This window comes from Micromonospora sp. NPDC048947 (genome assembly GCF_040649495.1).
GTDB classification, from domain to species: domain Bacteria; phylum Actinomycetota; class Actinomycetes; order Mycobacteriales; family Micromonosporaceae; genus Micromonospora; species Micromonospora alfalfae.
In genome coordinates, this window is the sequence record NZ_JBEZFO010000001.1 from 665,361 (window position 1) to 684,358 (window position 18,998).

15 protein-coding genes and 1 pseudogene are annotated in these 18,998 nt (G+C 69.3%); 4 read left to right on the plus strand and 12 right to left on the minus strand.

From position 1 onward, the window contains the following. Positions 1–14 precede the first annotated feature (14 nt). From AB0B98_RS02935 to AB0B98_RS02960, 6 genes and pseudogenes are all read right to left on the minus strand, one after another. The gene (locus AB0B98_RS02935; protein ID WP_357360408.1) at positions 15–968 is read right to left on the minus strand and encodes a PDR/VanB family oxidoreductase; all 954 of its coding nucleotides are present in this window, start codon (positions 966–968) and stop codon (positions 15–17) included. Further along, positions 965–1,183 (minus strand): hypothetical protein, encoded by a 219-nt coding sequence (locus tag AB0B98_RS02940; RefSeq protein WP_238667915.1) that lies wholly within the window; start codon positions 1,181–1,183, stop codon positions 965–967. The genes AB0B98_RS02935 and AB0B98_RS02940 overlap by 4 nt, the downstream gene beginning before the upstream one ends. Further along, positions 1,180–2,223 carry an aromatic ring-hydroxylating dioxygenase subunit alpha gene (locus tag AB0B98_RS02945; RefSeq protein WP_357360411.1) on the minus strand — a complete coding sequence of 348 codons (1,044 nt, stop codon included), beginning with the start codon at positions 2,221–2,223 and terminating at the stop codon, positions 1,180–1,182. The genes AB0B98_RS02940 and AB0B98_RS02945 overlap by 4 nt, the downstream gene beginning before the upstream one ends. Positions 2,224–2,380: 157 nt before the next feature. Next, entirely contained in the window at positions 2,381–2,713 is a 333-nt protein-coding gene (locus tag AB0B98_RS02950) for a TraR/DksA C4-type zinc finger protein (protein WP_308193441.1), read from the minus strand. Positions 2,714–3,148: 435 nt separating this feature from the next. Continuing rightward, a pseudogene (locus AB0B98_RS02955) lies at positions 3,149–3,247 on the minus strand (VOC family protein); the annotation flags it as partial. Positions 3,248–3,273: 26 nt separating this feature from the next. Then, on the minus strand, positions 3,274–3,633 hold the full coding sequence (locus AB0B98_RS02960; RefSeq protein WP_238667918.1) for a DNA polymerase ligase N-terminal domain-containing protein: 360 nt from the start codon (positions 3,631–3,633) through the stop codon (positions 3,274–3,276). A 134-nt stretch (positions 3,634–3,767) separates the two neighbouring features. On the opposite strand from AB0B98_RS02960, the gene AB0B98_RS02965 reads away from it, so the two are divergent. Then, entirely contained in the window at positions 3,768–4,388 is a 621-nt protein-coding gene (locus tag AB0B98_RS02965) for a TetR family transcriptional regulator (RefSeq protein ID WP_357360413.1), read from the plus strand. A gap of 123 nt (positions 4,389–4,511) precedes the next feature. Continuing rightward, on the plus strand, positions 4,512–6,011 hold the full coding sequence (locus tag AB0B98_RS02970) for an FAD-dependent monooxygenase (protein WP_357360415.1): 1,500 nt from the start codon (positions 4,512–4,514) through the stop codon (positions 6,009–6,011). A 28-nt stretch (positions 6,012–6,039) separates the two neighbouring features. Here the strand turns inward: AB0B98_RS02970 and AB0B98_RS02975 are convergent, their stop codons facing one another. Then, a complete protein-coding gene (locus AB0B98_RS02975; protein ID WP_357360417.1) occupies positions 6,040–7,158 on the minus strand; it encodes a Gfo/Idh/MocA family oxidoreductase in 1,119 nt (372 codons plus the stop codon). After that, entirely contained in the window at positions 7,128–7,838 is a 711-nt protein-coding gene (locus AB0B98_RS02980) for a ThuA domain-containing protein (protein ID WP_357360419.1), read from the minus strand. The genes AB0B98_RS02975 and AB0B98_RS02980 overlap by 31 nt, the downstream gene beginning before the upstream one ends. A gap of 786 nt (positions 7,839–8,624) precedes the next feature. On the opposite strand from AB0B98_RS02980, the gene AB0B98_RS02985 reads away from it, so the two are divergent. Both AB0B98_RS02985 and AB0B98_RS02990 read left to right on the plus strand, forming a co-directional pair. Beyond that, on the plus strand, positions 8,625–12,374 hold the full coding sequence (locus AB0B98_RS02985; protein WP_357360421.1) for a helix-turn-helix domain-containing protein: 3,750 nt from the start codon (positions 8,625–8,627) through the stop codon (positions 12,372–12,374). Between the two features lie 199 nt (positions 12,375–12,573). Further along, positions 12,574–13,026 carry a peptidoglycan-binding domain-containing protein gene (locus AB0B98_RS02990; RefSeq protein WP_357360423.1) on the plus strand — a complete coding sequence of 151 codons (453 nt, stop codon included), beginning with the start codon at positions 12,574–12,576 and terminating at the stop codon, positions 13,024–13,026. Between the two features lie 93 nt (positions 13,027–13,119). Here the strand turns inward: AB0B98_RS02990 and AB0B98_RS02995 are convergent, their stop codons facing one another. From AB0B98_RS02995 to AB0B98_RS03010, 4 genes are all read right to left on the minus strand, one after another. Then, the gene (locus AB0B98_RS02995) at positions 13,120–14,151 is read right to left on the minus strand and encodes a hypothetical protein (protein WP_357360425.1); all 1,032 of its coding nucleotides are present in this window, start codon (positions 14,149–14,151) and stop codon (positions 13,120–13,122) included. A gap of 392 nt (positions 14,152–14,543) precedes the next feature. After that, a complete protein-coding gene (locus AB0B98_RS03000) occupies positions 14,544–16,019 on the minus strand; it encodes an RICIN domain-containing protein (protein ID WP_357360427.1) in 1,476 nt (491 codons plus the stop codon). A gap of 29 nt (positions 16,020–16,048) precedes the next feature. Further along, positions 16,049–17,488 (minus strand): glycoside hydrolase family 43 protein, encoded by a 1,440-nt coding sequence (locus tag AB0B98_RS03005; RefSeq protein ID WP_357360429.1) that lies wholly within the window; start codon positions 17,486–17,488, stop codon positions 16,049–16,051. Between the two features lie 36 nt (positions 17,489–17,524). Beyond that, positions 17,525–18,922, minus strand: coding sequence for a family 43 glycosylhydrolase (locus AB0B98_RS03010; protein ID WP_357360431.1), 1,398 nt, complete (start codon positions 18,920–18,922; stop codon positions 17,525–17,527). Between the last annotated feature and the right edge of the window lie 76 nt (positions 18,923–18,998).

The following is an 18,998-nucleotide window of genomic DNA, read 5'->3' on the forward strand; positions in this document are numbered from 1 at the left end:
CCCACGCCGGGAGCTCACAGCTCCAGCACGAGTCGGGGCGTACGGGCCCGGGAGACGCAGATCATCATGGTGTCCCCGGCGGCCCGCTCCTCGGCGGTGAGCAGGCTGTCGCGATGCTCCGGCACACCGGCGAGCACCGGCGTCTCGCAGGTGCCGCAGGTGCCCTCCCGGCAGGACGAGAGGACCTGCACCCCGGCCTCCTCCACCGCCAGCAGGATCGGCGTGCCCGGCGGCACCGTCACCGTCCGCCCGGAGAGCGCGAGTTCGACCTCGATCGTCGTCTCCGGCGCGCCGGTGTCGCCCCGGGCGGTGAAACGCTCGACGTGCAGGCAGCCCGGTGGCCAGCCGCGGCAGTGCTCCTCGACCGCGGTGATCAGTGGTTCCGGGCCGCAGCAGTAGACGAGCCCGGTGCCGGGCCGGCCCAGCAACCCGGCCAGGTCGAGCAGCCCGGTCTCGTCCTGCGGGTGCAGGCTCACCCGGTCGCCGTACCTCACCCGCAGGGTGGTGGCGAAGGCCATGGTGGCGCGGCTGCGTCCGCCGTACACCAGCCGCCAATCGGCGCCCGCGGTGTCGGCCGCGGCGACCATCGGTGCGATGGGGGTGATACCGATGCCGCCGGCAATGAAGAGGTAGCGGCATGCCGCGACCAGCGGGAAGGTGTTGCGCGGCCCGCTCACCCGGACGGTCGCGCCGACGGTGAGCCGCTCGTGCGCCAGCCGGGAACCGCCGCGCCCGTCTGGCTCGCGCTGCACCGCGATCCGCAGAACCGACCGCTCCGCCGGGTCACCGCAGAGGGAGTACTGGCGGGTCAGCCCGGCGCCCAACTCCAGGTCGATGTGCGCGCCCGGCGTCCACTCGGGCAGGTCACCGCCGTCCGGACGACACAGGCGGATCGCCACCACCTCGGCCGCCACCTGATCGCGGCCGGCGACCACCAGCTCCGCACCGGTCAGAGCATCCACCGTCACTCGCGCATCGCCAGCCGTCTCGGCGGTCCGGGCACCGGCACGGCCGCACCCTGGTGGCCCTGCGGGTGGGCGAGCAGCCACTCCCACAACTCGACCGGCTCCTCGGCGAGGCGCTCGGCCCCACAGTGGCAGATCCCGCGCAGCGTGTCGGTGCCCGGCACCCAGTGGATCCGGTAGACCCGGTCCCCGCTGCGGGTGCCTGCCCGGGAACTCACCGCGCCGCTCCCACCGTCCCCGACCCGACCATCCGGGCCAGCAGCCGCCGGGCGGCCAGGCCACCGGTGTCGATGTTGATGCTCAACTCCTGATACCTGTCCGGCTCCGTCGCGATCACCTGCTCCAGAATGTTGAGCGCGGTCACGTCCTGCATGACAACCGTGTGGTTGCTGTGGTGGAGGTACTCGCTGACCGACTCGTCGTCGATCGCGAAGTCGCGCGCCACCGCCCAGAAGTCATAGGTGGTGTGCTCCGTCGACGGGGTGATGGCGTACACGATCTCGGCGTGGAACGCCTCGCGGTCCTCGCCCTCCGCGGGCGGGTAGACACCCTGCGGCGCGATCCGGCTGTGCAGCAGGTAGAGGCAGGGCGGGTGGTACTCGATGTCCTGCCACCGGGTGATCCGGCCCTGGATGCCGGTGGAGCGCGCGTAGAACGGGGGGCACTCGGCGTCGTCCATGTGCCGACTGACGTAGACGATCCCCCGGTCCTCGTCCACTTCGGTGGTGATCGGGGTGTTCGCCACCTCCGGCGTGCCGATGTAACCACCGTGCAGATAGGTCTCGTGGGACAGGTCCAGGAGGTTGTCGACCAGCAGGCCGTACCGTGCGTTCAGTGGCGCCATGCCCCGCACCACCGCGTAACGCGGGTCGGCCAGCCACGGTGCGCGGGGAATCGCAGCCGGGTCGGCCCGGTCCAGGTCGCCGATCCAGACCCAGATGAAGGAGTCCTGTTCGACAACCGGGAACGAGACCACCCGCGCGGTGCGCGGGATGCGCTGTTGACCGGGTACGAAGACGCAGGCGCCGGTCGGATCGTAGGTGAAGCCGTGGTAGCCGCAGACGATCGTGTCGCCGTCGAGCCGGCTCTCCGACAGCGGGAAGCGCCGGTGTACGCACCGGTCGGCGAGCGCCACCGCCTGCCCGGCACCGGTGCGGTACAGCACCAACGGCTCACCGAGCACCGTCCGGGCGAGCAGGTTTCGCCCCACCTCACCGCCGTAGGCGGCCACATACCACTGGTTACGCGCGAATGTCATGCGACCGGACCTCCATGCCGACGGATGTCGATGGAGCCGGATCGTCCCGTGCGGTGCCCCCGCTGGGGAACCGGAGCTTTCACTGGATGAAAGGCCGGGCTCTCGTACGTGACGGTGTGGCTGCCGTACGCGGCGGCACGGCAGCCACACCGGGGCGTCACCTGTTCTGCTTCTCCTGGCACGGCACGCAGAAGCGAGCGTGCGGGAGAATTTCGAGCCGCTCGGCCGGGACACTCTGGCCGCACCTCTGGCAGGCACCGTAGGTGCCGTCGCTGATCCGGTTCAGCGCACCGGTGATCTGCTCGATGTTCTGGCGGGTGGCCAGCAGCAGCGCGGCCTGGTTGTGGGCCTCGCCGGGGTCGCCGGTGTCCGCGTTGAGCTCGGTCAGTTCCCGCAGCCGAGCCGTCTGGGTGGCGAAGTCGTCCGCCAGGGACGCTCGTAGGTCAGCCAGCCAACTCTGGTCGAGAGTAGGACGATGATCGACGCTCATGATCTGCCTTTCAAGGGGAATGGGTGGGAAAAACAAAAAGGGCCGAAGCTTGGTAGCTTCGCCCTGGCGGTCGTTCTGGGTATGCAACGACTCCGCAGGTGGGCCTCGGCCGGTTCGCGTCGGGCTCGACGTTGTGCGCATGGGCGCGGTGTGCGGCGCGCGGACAACCGGCACCCGCATGTCGGCCTTGGGACGGGTCGCCGTCGGCACGCGCACAGCACCGCCCACCGCCACCTCGGTGGCGGCGGGCGAGCGGAAGGTCACCGGCGGCATGCCCCCACCATAGAGCGGCGTTGCGCTAATGCCAACGGTCGCGGTGGCACGTCGTTCCGGCCACGAACTGCCACTTTCCGCCGCACTAGGGCCGTTGTCCGAATCGGCCGACTCCGTCCGGTTCTCCGTCGGCACGGTGTCGCCGGTTGGTCAGCTCGGGGTGAGGAGGCAGAACTCGTTGCCCTCCGGGTCGGCCAGGACCGTCCACAGCCCGTCACCCTGACCCACGTCGGCGGCTGTCGCGCCGAGATCCTTCAGCCGCGGCCCACCGTCGCCGTCTTCGTCGGCTACCGTCCGCGCTCGTCCGGAGGCTGCTCCTTCGTCAGGTGGAGCAGCCACCCCTCGCCGGTGCGGATGAGCGCGTATCGCCGGGGGCCGGTGCGGCCGTGCAGGGTGAACAGCATCCGGCGGTCGGTGCGATCGTGCTCCTCCCAGGTGCCGATGTCGGCGATCGACTTGTCGACGTCCTCGTAGGTGAGGTGATCGAGGTCGTGGTCGGGCACGGCGATCGCGAGGCGGTTGTCGCTGGGGCTGTCGGGAAGGCCGCGAGGCACCGCCCAGGAGCGCAGCACGCCGTCCTCCTCCAGCCGCAGGTCGAAGTGCGGTCGTGGTTTGCGGTGGTCGTGCAGGACGAAGGCAGGTGCCACCCCCCCATTGTCGGCGTCGGCCGGCCCTTCCGCCTGTCGACGCGATCACCTCAGGTGGCCGACACCTGAGGTGTGGTTGATTTTTGCGTAGCACGCATATTTGCGTGTCACGCAAATGGTGCTAGCGTGGTGGCATGACGGGGCTCCGGGAGCGCAAGAAGGCCGAGACGCGGGCGGCGCTCGGTTGGGCCGCGATCCACCTCACCGCTGAGCGCGGCTACGACAACGTCCGCGTCGAGGACATCGCCGATGCAGTCGGTGTCTCCCCGCGCACCTTCAACAACTACTTCTCCAGCAAGGCCGAGGCGATCGCCTCCCGCCACCTCGACCGCAGCCTGCGCACCGCCGCCGCGCTGCGCGAACGTCCCGCCGACGAGCCACTCTGGGCAGCGCTCACCCAGGCCGCATTGGAGCAGTTCACCCGCGGCCCCGAGGTCGAGGCGATGCCCTCCCCCGACCACGCGCAGTGGGTTGCCGGCGTCCGCACCATGCTCGCCGAGCCCGCGCTGCAGGGCGAACGGCTGCGCGCCACCGCCCTCGCCGAGGCCGAGCTCGCCGCCGCAGTCGGCGAGCGCACCGGCACCGATCTCGCCACCGACATGTACCCGAGGCTCGTCGCGGCCGCCGCCAGCGCCGCCGTCAGCGTCGCCATGCAGCACTATCTCGACAGCGCCGACCCACCCGCCCCGATCGAACGCCTCATCACCGACGCCTTCACCCAGATCGCCGCCGGCCTCCCGGCCCCACCCCGCTGAAGCTCCGCCCTCACGCAGGGCACCACCTCACCCACGTCTCCAGCCGCGTCACACTCCCGCGGCGGGCCGGCCACGTGCCGCGCCTGCTGTGGCGATGACGCACACCCCGAAGGAACCACGACCATGATCGATGTCGTCATCGTCGGCGCCGGCCCCAACGGCCTCATGCTCGCCTGCGAACTGGCCCTCTCCGGCGTACACCCCGTCGTCCTCGAACGCCACGCCACGCCCACCGGCGAGCCGCGCGCCAACGGCCTCGTGGGCCAGGTCGTTCGCCTGCTCGACCGGCGCGGCCTCTACGCGCGGCTCAGCGGTGAAAGCACACCGCCGACCCCTCAACCGGCCTTCACCTTCGGCGCGTTCCCGCTGGATCTCACGATGCTCGGGGAGAACCCGCACTATGTGCTCGGCGTGCCGCAAGCCCAGCTCGAAGCCGGTCTCGCCGTCCGAGCCGCCGAACTGGGAGTCGACCTGCGCCGCGGTCACGAGGTCGTCGACCTCCGCCAACGCCCCGACGGGGTCGAGGTCCACCTCGCCGACGGTACGCAGCTCACCAGTCGTTTCGTCGTCGGCGCCGACGGTGGGCGTAGCGCGGTGCGCCGCCTCGCCGGCATCGGCTTCCCCGGGGTCACAAACGACCGGTCGATCTCCCGTACCGCCACGGTGACGGTGCCTGCGTCATCCCTCGACCCCGGGACGGGCGGCCTGCGCGTCCCCGGCCTTGGCATCGTCACGCCGTTCCAGCACACCCGCACCGCGCGTGGCCTGATCGCCTGGGCCCCGTTCCCCGGCCGCCCGGCGATCCTGAGCACGACGGAGTGGCCCGACACGCCAACCAACGACGAGAGCCCGATGAGCCTGGCGGAGTTCCGCGCCAGCGTCGCCCGGGTCCTCGGAACCGACATCCCCCTCGGCGCGCCCGACGGCCCCGGCCTGCTGAGGCGGCTGACCGGCCGAAACACCCGCATCGCCGCCCGCTACCGCGCCGGCCGGGTGCTCCTGGTTGGCGACGCCGCGCACGTGCACCCCGCGATGGGCGGCCCCGGTCTCAACCTGGGCCTGCAGGACGCTGTCAACCTGGGTTGGAAGCTCGCCGCAACGGTGCGCGGCTGGGCACCGCAGGGCCTGCTCGACACGTACGAAAGCGAGCGTCGTCCCGTCGCCGAACGGGTCGTCATGTCCACCCAGGCGCAGTCGGCGCTCATCGGCCCTGGCGACGAGATCACCGGCCTGCGGGAACTCTTCGCCGAACTGCTGCGCAAGCCGGAGGTGACCGGGCACATCGCGGCGCTGATGTCCGGCGCGGACATCAGCTACCCCGCCGATCCCGCCGACCCGTTGGCCGGCCGCTGCGCGCCCGACGTCATCGTGCACACCGACCACGGCGCGACACGTCTCGCCGAACTGACCCGCACCGCCCGGCCGCTGCTGCTGGGCTCCACTGGCGCCTACGCCGACATCGCCGCGCCATGGCGGGACCGGGTCGACGTGGTCACCGGCCCACTGGAGGGCACCACAGCGGCCGCGTTGCTCGTACGCCCCGACTGCTTCGTCGCCTGGTCCGCCGGGGACGCCACCACGCTGCGCGCCTCGCTCACCCACCACTTCGGCCCTGCGCGATGACCGCGAGACAGTTTCGGTCTGGCCCTTGTCAGCGTGTCTTGGCGTCGTACGCCTTCCAGTCCTCGATCGGAGTGAGCGCAACCGGTGCCGGTCGCTGTGCCGTCGTCGTCAGCTCGATCCGCTGGCCTTCGGTCGCCGACCGAAGCAGGCTGGTCATGGTGTCGAGTACGTGCAGTGCGACGTCGCCGTCAGCGCGTGGGGGACGCTGATCGTCGGCCCTGGCCAGGTCGATCAGACCGATGCCCCGGGAGGCCCCGGCGTAACCGGCACGCGGTTCGAGAGCGCGCCATTCGGTGTCGCCGAGCGCGAAGAGGCGGACCTCACCGTCGAAGTAGTTCGGATCGGGTACGGCGAGCGTGCCGGCCTCGCCGTGCACCTCGATGGGTGCGGCCGTCGTCCGGACACCGTCGAAGCTCGTGGTAATTGTGGAGAGCGCACCATTGGTGTGCTCGAGTACGCCGGTGAGGTGGGTGTCCACCCCCACCGGGATCCGCTGGCCGGTGCGGGGACCCGAGCCGATGACGCGCTCCGCGCGCAGGCGGCTGGCGGCTCCGGTCACCGACCGGACCGGCCCGAGCAGGTGGATGAGCGCCGAGATGTAGTACGGCCCCATGTCCAGCATCGGGCCGCCGCCCGGGGCGTAGTAGAAGTCGGGGTTGGGATGCCAGCGTTCGTGCCCCGGAGTGACCATGACGGCCGACGCGGACATCGGACGGCCGATGAGCCCGCCGTCGATCGCCGCCCGCGCCGTCTGCGTACCAGTGCCCAGGACGGTGTCCGGCGCGCACCCGACGCGGACGCCAGCCGACGCGGCCCGTTCGACGATCGAACGGCCGTCCGAAAACGTCACGGCGAGCGGCTTCTCCACATACACGTTCTTGCCGGCGTCGATAGTGCCGAGCGAGATGTCGGCGTGGGCCGCGGGGATGGTCAGGTTGAGCACTGTCTGCACGTCCGGATGGGCGAGCAGACGCTCGACGCTCATCGCCTCGGCTCCAGGAATCGTGGCCGCGACCTGGGCTGACCGGGAGGCGTCGAGATCGGCCACCGCGACGATGTCGACCTCACTGTGGCCCGCGAGTGTGTCCAGGTACGCGCGGGAGATGACCCCGAGACCTACGACGCCGACGCGGTGCGGGTCGCCCACACCATCCCCCTCTCGATCACGGTACGGACATCCGGGTGCTCCAACACGTCGAGGCTGTGCCCCGGGGTCGTCACGACGATGCGCCCGGCACCCCACCGCCGGGTCCAGATCGCCGGTGAGGTGACCGGCCGGTGCCACGGATGCCACGCCTGCGTCGGGTGGGTGGTCACGGCCAGCACGTCGATCAGGTCGTCGTGCAGTACCCAGTACTGCTCGGTGACAAGGTCGAAGTCCTCGATGCCCGCAGTGATCGGGTGCTCCCGGCCGAGGTCGGTGACACGCACCCTGTGCGGCAGGAAGTTGTCCTCCGGGCCACCGTGACGTTCACACGGCTCCCGGCCCGGATGGGTCGCGAACTGGCCGCCCACCAGGTGCAGGTATTCGGATGACGCGCGGAACGAGTCGACGATGCCGCCGTGCCAGCCGGTGAAGCCCGTACCCGCGATGACAGCCGCGCTGAGGCCCGCCACCTGGTCCGCGGTGATCTGCGACATCGTCATGCACTGCACGACGAGGTCAATCTCGGCCATCTCGGCGGCGTCACCGTAGATCTCCGTCGACTCCTCGACCCGTACGGCATAGCCGCTACCTTCGAGGAAGGGGAGGAACAACTCGGTCGCCTTGACCGGCTGGTGCCCTTCCCAACCGCCCCGAACCACCAGTGCTCTCCGCTGCGCCACCGTCGCTCCCTCCCACGGTCCGTCGCCACCGGGCTGGCCGATCCCGCCCCGACGACGTGCCGTCGATTCCGGTACGTGTCGAGCATCGAAACCGTACCCTTGGTCGCCGACAAAGCCGACCTACGCCGGCTTGCGGATTCCACTGTGCACGGTCGGCTCACGCCGCAGCAAGAACGCACAGGTGCTGAAACGGCGCAGAGGTTCCGGGCCGGCCGGGTCGAGATCGCCAGCGTCGCAGCGGTATCTGCTGATCAACCGCTACGGCGGTTGCCATACTGGCGAGGGCTCTGGACCGAGCCCCGGCCGCCGAGGTGCTGACCCTTTCCATGCGGTTGAGGCGAGGCGACCTTGCCCTTCGCGCGTCGGGCAGCCCGATTCGCGGGAACGGCAGGCTGCTCGGTCTCGGTCTCGGCCGGTGTTGAGGCGTCGGCAGCCACCGCGGGGTCGTCTTGGGCGGGTTCAGGCTCCGGCATCGGGTTCTCCTTGGATTGTGTGGGGCAGTGCGGGCCGTCGACGGCCGGCAGACGCGGACTGATCGACGCCGAGGTGCGCGCCTTGACGGTAGCGCAACGCCAGGCCCAGCTGAGCGTCCCCCGCTCCGAACGGACAGTCGTCACCTGCTGCCTGCCGGCGCGGACCGAGCCCGAGGCCGCAACCGCATCGCCGCAACTGGATACTTCTTCTGGCCCGATCGGATGGGCGCCCGTGCCGAAGCTCGCCATGGTCGCGCGGCCAGAGTTACGGCCCAGTATGCGGAGGTGGGTGTTGGGCCGTCCGGAGAAGCCCGTGGATCCGGCGGCGGGCCCGGTGCAACGGTTGGCGTGGCAGCTACGACAGTTGCGGGAACACGCGGGCAACCCGAGCTATCGGCTCCTGGCTCGGCGCGCGCACTACTCGGCAAGCACGTTGGCGGACGCGGCGAAGGGTGATCGGCTGCCGTCGCTGGAGGTGACGCTCGGATATGTCCAGGCCTGTGGCGGCGACCCGGCCGAGTGGCGGGCACGGTGGTCGGCAATCGCCGAAGCGGCGGTCGCCTTCGGCACCGCCGAGACCGCGGCGCCGCGCTGCCCGTATCAGGGGCTGACGGCATTCCAGCCCGAGCAGGCGGAGCTGTTCTTCGGCCGTACGGAGCTGGTCGAACGGCTGCTGACACGGGCCGATCAGCGGTGCCTGACCGCGGTAGTCGGGGCTTCCGGAAGCGGCAAGTCCTCGTTGCTGCGGGCCGGTCTGCTTGGAGCCATCACCGCTGACCGTGGGCTCGCCCAGCGGTGGCAGACGATGTTGTTGACGCCGACCGAACGCCCGCTGGAGGCGTTGGCCGCCGAGGTCGCGAAGTTGACCGGCCAGGATGCAGCAGAGATCCGGAAGGACCTGGCGGCGGATGACGCCGCGCTCGACATCGCGGTGCGCAGCGCACTGGCGGGTTGCCCGCCGCAGACCCGCGCGCTGCTGGTGGTGGATCAGTTCGAGGAGGTGTTCACGCTCTGCCCCGACAAGGCGGAACGCCGCCGCTTCATCGAGGCGCTGATGGACGCCGCGCAGGGGCCCGATCGCCGCACCACAGTGGTACTCGGGGTACGCGCCGACTTCCTCGCCCACCTCATGCAGTATCCGAACCTGGCCGTCGCGCTGGACGACGAGGCGCACCTCCTGGTGCGGCCGGTGAGCGCCACCGACCTGCGGGAGATCATCATTCGGCCCGCCGCCCAGGTCGGCATGGGCGTCGAAGCCGACCTGGTCAGCACAGTGCTCGCCGATGCCGCCGACGAGCCGGGCGCGTTGCCGCTCGTCTCGCACGCGCTCCTCGAGACCTGGCAACGACGAATCGGGGAAACTCTCACCCTGTCGGCCTATCAGGCGAGCGGCGGCGTACGCGGGGCGATCGCCCAGACCGCCGAGCGGGCCTATGGCGACTTCGGGGCAGCCGAGCAACAAGCCGCTCGCAGGATCTTCCTGCGGCTCACCGCGTTGGGCGACGGTACCGAGGACACCCGGCGGCCCACCATGCGTACCGAACTCGACGGCATCGCCGACGAGGCGGTCACCGCCCGAGTTCTGGACCAGCTGGCCGAATCCCGTCTGGTGGTCATGGGCGACGGCACGGTGGAGGTGGCCCATGAGGCGCTCATCCGGGCCTGGCCGCGGTTACACCGATGGCTGACCGATGATCGGGCAAACCTGCTGATCCACCGACGACTCACCGAAGCCGCGCACACCTGGGCGACGCTCGACCATGATGCCGGAGCCCTGTACCGGGGAACCCAACTCCTGGGCGCGCAGGCCCTGGCCGACGACCGTCCGGAGGAGCTCAACGATCTCGAAAGCGCCTTCCTGCACGCCAGCTCCGCTCTCGCCGAGTCCGAGCAGAACGCCGGCCGGCGTCAGGCCCGCGTGTTCAAGCGTTTCGTCGCAGGCATATCCACCCTGCTCGTACTCGCCCTGTTGGGCGGCGGCGTCGCGGTACGACAACGCCAGGACGCCCGCCGACAGCAGGTGGCCACGCTCTCCAGCGAGCTGTCGCTGCAAGCCCGATCCTTGCTCGCCACCGATCCCGATCTGGCCGGCCTGCTGGCCGTCGAGGCCGACCACCTCAACTCGAACACCGAGACCCGGGGCAGCGTGCTCAGCGCGGCGGCAGCGCCCCGCCGCACCGAACTCAACGTCGGTGGGCCGTCCATCTACACGGTCGCGTTCAACCCGGACCATTCCCTGTTGGCCTCCGCGGCCGGTGACGGCACCATCGGATTGTGGGACCCCGCACGTGGCGAGCGGATCGCCACCCTCTTCGGCCACACGGGGCGGACCGCCGGCCTGGCCTTCGCCGACCACGGAAGGCTGCTCGCCTCCGTCGGGATCGACAAGTCCATCATCATCTGGGACGTGGGGACGCGCCAACAGAAGACCCGGTTGACGGAGGACAGTCTCGGGTCGGGCATGGCCTTCAGCCCCGACGGGACCACGCTCGCGGTCGGCCTCACGGACGGTCCCGACACCGACGCGAATGCCGGCCGCGCCGGCGACATCGCCCTCTACGATCTGCGGACCACAACTCGCACAGTGCTCCGCGAGCACCGGAGTCCGGTCAGATCGCTCACGTTCAGCCACGACGGCGCGATCCTCGTCTCCAGCGACGGGGTGGAGCACCCTGCCGCTTGGCGTGTGGCGACCGGCACGGTGTTCGCCAGACTGCCCGCCCAGCATGTCTTCTCGGTCGCCTTCGGTCCCTCGGGGTACGTCCTCGCGGGTTCCGCCGACGACCGCGGGGTGTACCTGTGGGATCTTGCCGGCGGTCAGCCGGTCCGCCTTCCGCCGTTACCGCTGGCCGGCCGCTACGCATGGACCATCTCCGCGCCTACCGACAGCAAGCTCGCCGTGGCCGACGAGAACGGCGCGATCACCATTTGGGACGCGCGACGCCGCGAGTCCCTGCAGACCTTCCAGGACCGCGGCCGCACCGAAACGGTGTCCGTCGCACTGAGCCCGGACGGGGCGATGCTCGCCTCGGCGGGCTTCAACGGAACCATCGTGCTCCACGATCTGCAGGACGCCCCGTTCAGCGGTTTCGCGGCGCAGGTCAAGGATCTGAAGATCAGCCCGGACGGAACCCGTGTCGCCTCGGCGGGCAGCGACGGCACGGTCCGCCTCTGGGACACCGACGGTGAACAAGTGGCCGTCCTCGCCGGGCACGCAGACGAGGTGCAGGCCGTCGCGTTCAGCCCCGACGGGCTCCGGCTCGCCGCCGTGACTCGGAACAACATCATCACGATCTGGGATCTCCAACGTCGACGACATGCCACAAGACCGATCGTGTCCAAGGGAATCGGTGCGTCCACCGACGTCGCCTTCGATCCTGGTGGCCGTCTCGTCGCAGCCGCCACGCTCGGCCCCTTCATCTGGGACGTCGGGGATATCAACAACCCGACCGACATCACGGCCAGGTTCCCGGCACAGATCGTCACGTCGCTGGCCTTCACCCCGGACGGCCGCCGTCTCCTGGGCGCGAGCGTGGGCGGCTTCGTCAACACGTGGGACGTCACCACCGGCAAACTTCTCAGCCGAGTGAAGAGCCAGCAGGGGACAGTGCAGGACGTCGCGGTCAGCCCCGACGGAGCTCTGCTCGCGACCGCCGGCGACAGCCGTGGCGTCAAGCTCTGGGACGCCGCGACCGGCAACGAACTGGCCGTCCTGCACGGCCACACCGCACCCGTCCAGGTCCTCGCCTTCAGTCGCGACGGGCGCAGGATCGCGTCCGCTGGCGACGACCGCACCATCGTCGTCTGGGACACCGTTACCCGGCAACGGGTTACGACCCTCAGCGGCCATGGTGCGAGAGTCCGCGGGCTCGCCTTCACCGCGGCCGGAACTCTCATCTCCGGCGCCGAGGACGGGCGGATCATCCGCTGGTCGTTCGATCTCCGCGCCGCCAGGGCCGAGATCTGCGCCACTGCCGGCCGTGAGCTGACCCGGCAGGAGTGGGCGACGCACATCCCCTCAGAGCGGTACGACCCTTCCTGCGGCCCACCGTCGAGTCGCTGACCGAGCTGCGCAAACGTCGGACGGATTGTCCGACGTTGTTTGTCCGGTGCCGCCGCCCTGTCGGACAACCTCGTGCCGGACCAGCCTGACTTCAGGACACGAGCCGTGCGGTGGGTGTCCGCCGAGGAGTCCGGCTGCCCGGGTAGAAGCGCGACGGGGGCCCGGGCACCGGACGACACTGCGATGAAGGAGAAACTCGATGAAACGTTTGGCAGTACTGATCGCAATGGTCATGACCGTGCTCGCGGGCACGCTCGTCGCCGCCAGCCCCGCCCACGCTCGCAGTCAGCCGGAATGCGAGTCCTACACCGTCGTCAGCAACCAGGCGGGTTATCAGGTCGCCGCGCCCGTCGGCAAGTACGGCGTCCTGCCATGCTCGCTGGTCTGGGGCGACGCCGGGCCGGGCACGCTGGCCCTCCAGTGGGCCCTGAACGACTGTTACCTCGCACCCGCGGGCAAGGCGCTGCTCAGCGATGACGCGGCGTTCGGCCAATTGACCTTCAACGCGCTGAAGTTCGCCCAGAGCAAGGCGGGCATCACCGCGGACGGCCAGTTCGGGCCGCAGTCGCGGGCGTCCCTGAAGTTCCCCGCCTTCACGGGCGGAACCTACGGAACCTCTACCTGTGCCCGACTCGGCCGTCCGCTGCCGTGACCGCCGCTGCGTAGGCCAGGCCGGCGGTGACAGCGCAAACGCTGTCACCGCCGGCTCAGCACGCTGGCTGTGCTGGTGGACACGAATCCGTTGCTACGCCAGCCTCGCGTTCCGGGGCCACTCCGCAGCCTCCGGGAGCAGGTCGAAGATGCGGTCCATGGAGTACGGCTGGTACGTCGTCTCGGACTCGGTGATCTTCTCCCAGTCCGAGTTGGTGAACTGGAACATCCACAGGGCGTCCAACTCGAAGTCACCGTGTCCTTCGGGAAGGTGTTCGAACTCCTGCATCATGGCGTCGACATCGAGGCCGGCACTCGTCGTGTGGCTCTCGAGGTGAGAGCGCGCTGCCTCGTCGAGCATCAGCAGCTCAGCGATGGTGTGTGGCACAGGCGTCACTCCCCTGGCCAGCAGGTCGCACAGGTCGACGCAGGTCTGCGCGAGCCGAACGAAGAACTCTGGCGGCTGCGCGATCAACGAAGCCGGAAACGCGACCGCGGGACCTTCGATCCCCCACATGAGGCCATCCGCCTGATCAACAAGGACCTCCGCCATACCGCACAACGACTGGTACAGAGCAGCAGCCCAGCGAGGGCCGACGCCCCACGAGGGACATACGCAGACGTCTTCGTCGTCGTCCGAGCTCTCCATCAGACAGCGGCACGATCCGCCGGGGCCGCACTGGCCGCTGCCGGCGTCATCACGTCGGCGTTCGGCATACGACGGACAGCCGTCGCAGTAGTCGCACCCATCGGCGGGACACTGCGCGACGGGAAACAGCCCTGCCCAATCGATCTTGCTGCCATCCCTCGGCAGGTTGGGGGCGTCGAGTTCGCTCACGAACCAGGTGGCAAGGAACTGCCGTTCATCGGTGACGTCGACGCGCTGTTGGGCTGCTTGCTCAAGCCCGGATCGGACGCTTGCCGGCAGACTGAGCCAGAGGCCGGAGAAGTTCTCCTGCCCCTTGTCTGGAGAGTTCAACAGGTTGCAAATGGCGACCGCCTGGTGTGGCCAATCGAGCGTCGCGATGGCATCCAATTCGTTGCCGTTGCCTCTGTCGACGATTGCCATGACACGCGACTTGGTGGTGGTGTGTTGAGGCACGAAGGCGATTACTTCTCTGGGCACGACAGCTCCTCCCGGGCGCGCATGAGGGCACGCTGGGCTACGAGGTAGGAACAGAGGTCCGCGCTGGTTGTCCCGGTGCTTCCGTGGACTCCGCTTCGCGGGACATCAAACTAGCATGCCTGTCGATTGCAGGACGGCGGCGGACGCCCGGAGCGACCGGGCTGGAATTGACGTGGTGCGTCCACCAGCGGCCGGGCGTGACACCGTCGGGAGCGTCGACCCCGGAGAGGTCCGGGCCGATGTACGTCAGGGAGTGGGCGCCGAAGCCGGAGGTCTGCCGCGACGCTACGGAGCGGCCCGCCGCCCGGACAACGACGGATTACTCACAAGCAACCCGCCGTTGTCCGGCCTGGGAAGGCCACCGCTGATCGGTCGTTACGTCCGGACGACCGTCAGACGGCGGTACGGGACCACTGCTGGTTGGCGCCGGTGTTGCACGAATACTGCTTGAGGACGACCCCGTCCGCGGTCGCGGATGCCGGTACGTCCACGCACTTGTTGCTGTGCCGTGCCCGGAGTTGGAAGTAGCTGCCGTTGGCGACCATCTGGAACTGCTGGTTGGCGCCGGTGCCGCAGGTGTACTGGACGAGCTCGGCGCCGTCGGCGGTCGATGCGCTCACCACGTCGAGGCACTTTCCGCTGTGCCGGCTGACGATGCGCCAGTAGCCGCTGCCGGCATCCTGGAACTGCCACTGCTGCCACGCACCACCGCCGTACGTGTACTGGCCGACGCGCGCGCCGTTGTCGGTGTTCGGCTGCTGGACGTCCATGGCCTTGCCACTGTGCCGCACATCGATCCGGTAGAACGAGCCCGTCGACGGTGGGGGCGTCGTCGGGCCGTCGCCGACGGTGTCGCCCCACGCGTACCGGATCCGGTCCGCGCCGGAGGTGTTGCGGACGGTCAGGTTGAGGTCGGTGCCGCTGCCACTCAGCGCGAACATCGAGTACCAGTCGTAGCCAATGGTGCCGGTCTTGCCACCGAGGGCGGGCCAGTAGGTGCCACCCATCTGGTTGTCGCGCATGACCTGGGCCATGGCGCGGATGTAGCGCACGAAGTTGTCGGTGCTGCCCGCGTCGGCGTAGTTGCGGCCGTCGTTCATGGGAGCGCCGAACTCGGTCGCGACCGCCCGGGAGGCGCAGTTGCCGAGGCGGGCCTGGATGTGGCTGCGGAAGGCGTCGTAGGTCATCGCGCCGTAGAAGAAGGCGTAGTAGTGGAAGGACAACAGCGTCGAGTTGAAGCGGCTGTCGTTGCAAATGTCGCGCAGGTCCTGGCTGAAGCCGGTGCCGCCGATCAGCACCCGGCCGGGCACCGCCGAGTAGTGGTAGCTGAGCCAGTTCGCCGCGACGTTGCGCCACTCGGCTGAGCTGTAGCCGTGCGGCTCGTTCATCGGCTCGAAGTAGACGTTGGTGTTCGTGCCGTACGTGTTTGTCACAGTGGACCACATCGCGTTCCACGCGGCGAGGTTCGTGATCCTGCCGCCGGAGGCGGCGCCGTCCTCCCAGTAGGCGAGGATGACCTTGAAGCCCCGGGCGGTGGCCGCGTCGATGGCGCCTCGGTACGCCTCCCACCAGGCTGTCCCCACCGTGTGGGTGTTGATGGGCAGTCGGACGGTGTTGACCCCCATGGTGGACGCCATGTCGTCGTAGAGGGCGTTGGCCTTGGCCCGCACTGTCGCGTTGCTGTCGGACATGCTCAGGCCCTGCACGACGAGCGGACTGGTCTTGAAGTTGTCACCCAACATGGCCCAGTTCATGCCTCGGAACTGGTTGGTGGCGGCGGTGGCCGGCGACGACGCGACGGCGACGACGCCAACCATTGCCGTCAACGCGGCCACCAGGGCGGAGATCACCCGTCGATGTAGTGCCACAGTCGGAACTCCTTGAAGAGGGACCAGGTTCAGCTGGTCACGCGGAAGGTGGCGTCGGCACGGCTCTGGGCGTCGGACACCGGATCGAGCCGGAGCAGGTAGCTGTAGTGCCGGAGGTAGCGGTCCGGGTGGCTGTAGGACTGGAACGACGTCCACGACGAGTTGGCGAGGCCGGCGACCTGCCGGAAGGTGGCGTCGGCGGCGAAGGTGGCGGTGCCGTCGTTGGCTTCCAGCCGGAAGTCGTATCCGTAGTGGCGCAGGTAGTGGCCCGGGTAGTTGACCGACTGGAGGGAGACGGTGCCGGAGCCGACCAGGCCGGGCACGAGCCGCCACTGGCCGTCCTGGGCGGGGCTGACGTTCGGGTCGATGCGGGCGTCGTAGTCGTAGTGCCGCACGTACCGGTCCTGGAAGTTGTACGACTGGATCCGGTTGACAGCTGTGGCGGGCCAGCGGGCGAGCACCCGGTTCTGTTCGGCCGCGGTCAGGTTGAGGATCGTTCCGTGCCGTTTCTTGGTGCCGCCCATCGCGTACGAGCCGGACGCCGGCAGTCGGTAGCTGCCCGGGCTCGACGGATCGGTGGTCAGGACCGGCAGGTAGCCGCGCCCGCTGGAGTACTGGTCAAGGTAGAGCACCCACTCGTTGCGGGCGTTCATCTTCATCCACATCGGGCCTTCGACCTGCGCGCCGGTCAGCCCGATGCCGGAGAGGTTTCCGAGGCTGGTCCAGGTGCCGAGGATGGAGTTGCTGCCCTCGATGGCGATCTGGCCGTCCCGGGAGGCCCGGACGTAGCGGTACGCGCCGACTCCGGTCGGGACCTCGACGATCTGGGTATCGATGATCTCCTGGTTTCCCGGCCGGTTGACGAAGACCTGCGGCGTGGTGATGCTGCGGAAGTTCGCCGTGCGCGCGTAGTAGATGCGGTGCTTGGTCGCGCCGTTGAGCGGTACGTTCGTCGCCCAGTAGAGGACGTAGTCACCGGTGGCCGGGTTCCAGATCGCCTCCGGAGCCCAGGCGTTGCGTCCGTCTGGAATTGCGCCGGCGACGTTCAGCAGCCACGGCGCCGACCAGTTGACCAGGTCGGTGGACTCCCACACGACGAGGTTGCGACTGCCGTTGTTGATCGCGGTCGACCAGTCCTGACCGCAGCCGATGCACAGGTCGGTGGCGATGATCCAGTACCGGTCGCCGGCGGGCGAGCGGATCAGGGCGGGGTCGCGGACGCCGCGGGTGCCGACAGTGGACCGCAGCACGAGCCCGCCGTTGTTGAGGTCGGTCCAGCGTAGGCCGTCGGTGCTGTGGGCGAGGTAGATCTGCTGGTCGGTCGACGACTCTCCGGTGAAGTGCGCCATCAGGTAGCCGACGGTCGGGTCGAGCGCGGCCGCCTCCTTCGGTGTCGCCGCCGACCAGGTGGTGAACAGCAGGCTCGCGGCCACCGCAACCGCGCAGAGCCGGGCGAGGACTCTCGACATGTGTCTCTCTCCTTCGCGCAGGGGCTTGCCAGTCAGCTAGAGCGTCGGTACGACAGGCCGGATGGTGCCGTCGGTGCTGAACTCCATCCGGTCGATGGTGGTCTCGCGGTTGGTGCCGTTGCCGGTTGGTACGGCGAAGCGGTGGTAGGCGATGTACCAGGTGTCGCTGCCGGGTGCGCGGACCACAGAGTGGTGACCGGTGCCCTTGACGCCGATGTCGAGGCGCTTCTGCAGCACCACGCCGCGCCTTGTCCACGGCCCGAGGGGTGAAGAGCCGGTGGCGTAGGCGACCCGGTAGTCCTCACTGCGCGTGTCGTTCTCCGACCACATGAAGTAGTAGATACCGTTGCGCTTGAACACGAACGGTGCCTCGTTGTAGCCCGAGGGGGTGACGACCCGCGTCTGCGTCGCGTCGAAGGAGACCATGTCGGTGTTCAGCCGCACCGCCCGCGCGACGCCCTGCCCCCAGTACAGGTAGGACTGCCCGTCGTCGTCGGTGAACACCATGGGGTCGATCGTCTGCCCGCCGGAGAACTGGTCGCTGCGGATCAGCGGCCGGCCCAGCGCGTCACGGAACGGCCCGGTGGGGCTGTCGGCCACCGCCACGCCCAGCTGTTTGGCCGTGTTGCCGCTGGCCGCCCCACCGCTGAAGTACAGGTAGTAGCGGCCGTTGGCGCTGGCCACCGCCGGCGCCCAGGCCGAGTTGTCCGCCCAGGACACGTCCGGACCGTGGTCGAGGATCACGCCGTGATCTGTCCAGTTGACCAGGTCGGTCGAGGAGAACGCCTTGTAGTAGGTGCCGGCCCAGCTCGCGTAGCCGTCGGTGGTCGGGTACAGGTAGTAGCGGCCGTTGAACACGGTGAGGTGCGGGTCGGCGAAGAGACCCGGGATCACCGGCCCCTTGGTGGTCCTGGGCGCCCAGGGCGCGACGAGACGAAAGGAGCTGTCCGCCCGGAACGCGGCCGTGTCCTGGTAGGCGTCGAGCCAGAGTGCGAAGTCGCGGTGCCGGATCCGCCGGTTCGGATAGTTGTACGAGACGAGTGCCACCGATCCGCCGACCGAGCCCTCCACCGCACAGAAGGTGGCGTCGGCCCGGAATGCCGCGTCGCCGGTGTTCGGATCGACCCGGAGCCGGTAGTCGCGGTGCCGCAGGAACATGCCTGTCCTGGTCTGCAATGAGTAGCAGGTCGGCGACGCCAGACCGTTCACCACTGTGAAGGTGGCATCCAGCTTGGTCTGGTTGGCACTGCTGGAGGTGACCGGGTCGAGTTGACCGAGGTAGTCGATGTGCCGCACGTACCGTCCGGCCTGGTTGACCGCCTCCAGCGAGACGGCACCGGTCGGCAGCGTGGCGGCGTGGGCCGGTTTGTCGGCCACCACCACGACAGCCGTGGCGGCGACGGCAGACAGCACGAGCAGGGCACGCAGACGCATTGTCGATGCTCCCGACAGAATCGCCATCCCGGCCCCTCTCGCAAAATCATCTATGTTAGCGTTAACAACAGCAGGC

Excerpts from the sequence above, each read along its gene's own strand:
- AB0B98_RS02945 (WP_357360411.1), bottom strand. The coding sequence starts at position 2,223 with ATGACATTCGCGCGTAACCAGTGGTATGTGGCCGCCTACGGCGGTGAG.
- AB0B98_RS02950 (WP_308193441.1), bottom strand. The coding sequence starts at position 2,713 with ATGAGCGTCGATCATCGTCCTACTCTCGACCAGAGTTGGCTGGCTGAC.
- AB0B98_RS02965 (WP_357360413.1), top strand. The coding sequence starts at position 3,768 with ATGACGGGGCTCCGGGAGCGCAAGAAGGCCGAGACGCGGGCGGCGCTC.
- AB0B98_RS02970 (WP_357360415.1), top strand. The coding sequence starts at position 4,512 with ATGATCGATGTCGTCATCGTCGGCGCCGGCCCCAACGGCCTCATGCTC.
- AB0B98_RS02990 (WP_357360423.1), top strand. The coding sequence starts at position 12,574 with ATGAAACGTTTGGCAGTACTGATCGCAATGGTCATGACCGTGCTCGCG.
- AB0B98_RS03005 (WP_357360429.1), bottom strand. The coding sequence starts at position 17,488 with ATGTCGAGAGTCCTCGCCCGGCTCTGCGCGGTTGCGGTGGCCGCGAGC.
- AB0B98_RS03010 (WP_357360431.1), bottom strand. The coding sequence starts at position 18,922 with ATGCGTCTGCGTGCCCTGCTCGTGCTGTCTGCCGTCGCCGCCACGGCT.